This is a genomic window from Duganella vulcania (assembly GCF_009857655.1).
GTDB classification, from domain to species: Bacteria; Pseudomonadota; Gammaproteobacteria; order Burkholderiales; family Burkholderiaceae_D; genus Rugamonas; species Rugamonas vulcania.
In genome coordinates this window covers 1-3,075 of record NZ_WWCX01000205.1, presented here as the reverse complement: position 1 = coordinate 3,075, position 3,075 = coordinate 1, and the positions used below count along the sequence as shown (strand labels likewise).

The following is a 3,075-nucleotide window of genomic DNA, read 5'->3' as shown; positions in this document are numbered from 1 at the left end:
CAGCGCGGCCAGCGTGGCCGCGGTCAGCGTGGCGTCCTGCGGCAGCAGCACGCCGCCGTGGGCGTCGAGCAGCGCGGCGGCCAGGACCATGCCTTCGGCCGCCTGCTGCAGGTCGATTTCATTGGGGGTGGCGGTGTTGCTCATTTATCGGGCTCCACGGTGCTAAGGGTGATCAGGCTGCCGCGCGAGGCCGAGTGCTCGCCCATCGGGTAGCACATCACGGCGTAGCGCTGGCCGTCGATGTCGGCCAGGTGGCGGTGCGGCAGGCCGGCGCCGCCATCATCGGCCTCGGCCGGAAACAGTTCGGGCAGCACGAGGCTGGCCTCGTTGCCCAGCAGGCCGCCGCTGTGGCGGAACAGGCCGGCGGCGGCGCCGTTGATGAAGGCGATCATGCCGCTGTCGTCCATGCCGATCACCGGCAGCGGCAGGTGCTGCAGCAGTTCGCGCGCCACGCTCAGGCTGATCTCGTCGCGGCTGATCTGGCGCTGCTTCTCCAGCAGCAGCTGTTCCATGCGGCGGTTGGCCGCGGCCAGCTCCTGGTTGGCGCTGCGCACCTCCAGGTGCAGGCGCAGGTTGTCGTCGGCGATTTCCTTGACGCGGAAGGCCTCGGCGATGTGGCCGCGCAGCTGTTCGTCCTCCCACGGCTTGGTCAGGAACTTGTAGATCGCGCCCTCGTTGACGGCGTCGGTCACCGACTGCAGCTCGGTGTAGCCGGACAACATGATGCGGATGGTGTCCGGCGCCAGTTCGCGCGCCTTGCGCAGGAAGTCCGCGCCCAGCATGCCGGGCATGCGCTGGTCGGAGACGATCACGTCGACCGTCTGCTGGGCCAGCAGCGCCAGGCCCTGCGGGCCGTCGCCGGCGGTGAAGATCTGGTACTGGTCGGCGCGCAGCAGGCGCTTGAGCGCGGCCAGGATGTTGGGCTCGTCGTCCACCAGCAGCAGCCGGCGCGGCGGCCGGTGCATGCGCAGCAGGTGGGGCGGCAGCGCGTGGCCGCTGGCCAGCAGCTGGTGCAGCTCGGTGGAGTCGAGCGGCGGCGCGAAGAAGTAGCCCTGGATCTGGTCGCACATGTTCCGGCGCAGGAAGTCGCACTGGCTTTCCGTCTCCACGCCCTCGGCCACCACCTTCATGCCCAGGTTGTGGCCCATGGAGATGATGCTCTTGGCCATGGCGGCGTCGTGGCTGTCGTGGACCACGTTGCGGATGTAGTCGGCGTCGATCTTGATGGCGTCGAAGGGATAGCGCTTCAGGCTGCTGAGCGAGCCGTGGCCGGTGCCGAAGTCGTCCAGCGTCAGGCTCAGGCCGCGCGCCTTGAAGCCGGCCAGCACGTCGTCGCAGCCGTCACCGGCCTCGGTCAGCGCGGTCTCGGTGATCTCCAGCGTCAGCGTGCCCGGCGCGATGGCGCACTCGTCAAGCATGGCGGCCACCGCGGCGCCGAAGGCCGGGTCGCGGAACTGGCTGGGCGAGACATTGATCGCCACCCGCAGGCCGTTCTGGCCGCCGCGCCGCCAGGCCTGCAGGTCGCCGCAGGCGCGCCGCAGCACCCACAGGCCGATGGCGGCCGTCATGCCGGCGGCGTCGGCCTGCGGCAGGAAGACGTGGGCCGCCAGCAACCCTTGATCGGGATGCTGCCAGCGCACCAGCGCCTCCAGGCTGATCACCGCGCCGCTTTGCAGGTCCACCAGCGGCTGGTAAAGCAGGCGCAGCTGGTCCTGCGCCAGCGCCTGTTCCAGCGCGGTGGTCATCGCCGGGAGATCCTTCGTGTGCGGGGCTGCTTGCATGGGCGCCTAGCGAAATGATAGCAGGTGGATATCGAAAACCCTGAACCGATTATACGACCTCGCCATTGACGTTGCCGCACGTGCGGTGTTTTTCCGTACAGCACCACGCCGGGCTTGCGCTGCGTTGTTGCTTATCGGAGACTATGCTGGTGCGGCCAGACTTTTCGGGCCGGATAGTCGCTACAATCAAAACACCTGGCAGCCGTCGGACTAACGCGTTGTAATGGGGAGATGCGGCAATGGCACACGCATGGGTAATGCTCACTCGTCCAGACGGCCGCGATGTGGCGGCGCCGTCCGAGGCCCAGATGGCGGCGGCCCTGGCCGAGGTCTACAGCGGCAAGACCGCCGCGCCCGATGGCGGCCCCGGCAGCGCCGTGCTGCGCTTCGGCTATGACGACGGCTTGATGTATGAAGTCGAAGTCTCCACCGGCGGCGGCGTGCGCTTTGCCGAATGGTCGGACCGCGATTGCGAGATCGCGCTGGCCGGCCCGCGCGTGATGACGCTGGCCCAGGCCGACGCGCTGCAGCTGTGGCGCCTGCTGGCGCAGCGCCAGGTGGCCAAGATCCGCAACCAGCCCTGGCAGGACGCCAACTGACGCCCACTGACCTCTGCGCGGTCAGCGGCGGCGCTGCTCCTGCAGCGTCTGGCAGGCGATGCACAGCCGCGCCTCCGGCCGCGCGTTGAGCCGCGAGTAGCCGATCAGCTCGCCGCAACGCTCGCACAATCCATAGCGTTGATCGTCGAACTTGGCCAGCGCATGGCGCACGATGTGCAGCTGGCGCGCCGTGTGTTCGGCCGCCTCGTGCACCAGCGCGTTGAGGGTGCGCTGGCTGGCGTTGTCGGCCGGCGAGGCCTCCACCTCGTGCGGGGCCGGCGCGCGCACGTCGGCGCTGCGGTCGAGGTCGTCCGCCAGCTGGCTGAGCAGGGCGGCGCGCGCGCGTTCCAGCCGCTCGCGCAGGGCCGTCCATTCAATGTCGTCGAGTCCGTTCATGCCGCCCACTCCTTGCGGTGTTGGACCGGTGCGGCGCGATTTTGTTCGGCGGGCTCAGCCCGGCGCGGGCAGCGCGGCCAGGTGGTGCTTGAGTTTTTCCAGCGGCGCGGCCAGGTGGTCCGGCTTGCCGGTGGCGAGCGCCGCGCCCAGCGCCAGCAGCTCGGCGGTCAGGTCGATCATGTCCTTGACGCGGTCGATGCGGGCGATGGCGTCCTCGGCGCGCCGGGCCAGGTCCAGCAACTGCTGCTGCGCGCCGCCCAGGCCGGCGGCGGCCAGGCGCGCGCTGTCCAGGTACAGGC

Annotated in this window: 3 protein-coding genes and 1 pseudogene; 1 reads left to right on the top strand and 3 read right to left on the bottom strand. The window is 69.8% G+C overall.

Annotation, left to right across the window (positions count from 1 at the left end; genetic code table 11):
• Positions 1 to 140: 140 nt before the first annotated feature.
• Entirely contained in the window at positions 141 to 1,781 is a 1,641-nt protein-coding gene (locus tag GTP90_RS35225; RefSeq protein WP_254452193.1) for an EAL domain-containing protein, read from the bottom strand.
• Positions 1,782 to 2,020: 239 nt separating this feature from the next.
• On the opposite strand from GTP90_RS35225, the gene GTP90_RS35220 reads away from it, so the two are divergent.
• Positions 2,021 to 2,380 carry a hypothetical protein gene (locus GTP90_RS35220; protein ID WP_161087860.1) on the top strand — a complete coding sequence of 120 codons (360 nt, stop codon included), beginning with the start codon at positions 2,021 to 2,023 and terminating at the stop codon, positions 2,378 to 2,380.
• Positions 2,381 to 2,401: 21 nt separating this feature from the next.
• On the opposite strand, the gene GTP90_RS35215 is transcribed toward GTP90_RS35220, so the two are convergent.
• A complete protein-coding gene (locus GTP90_RS35215) occupies positions 2,402 to 2,776 on the bottom strand; it encodes a TraR/DksA family transcriptional regulator (RefSeq protein ID WP_161087859.1) in 375 nt (124 codons plus the stop codon).
• Between the two features lie 54 nt (positions 2,777 to 2,830).
• Positions 2,831 to 3,075, bottom strand: a pseudogene (locus tag GTP90_RS35210) (hypothetical protein); the annotation flags it as partial.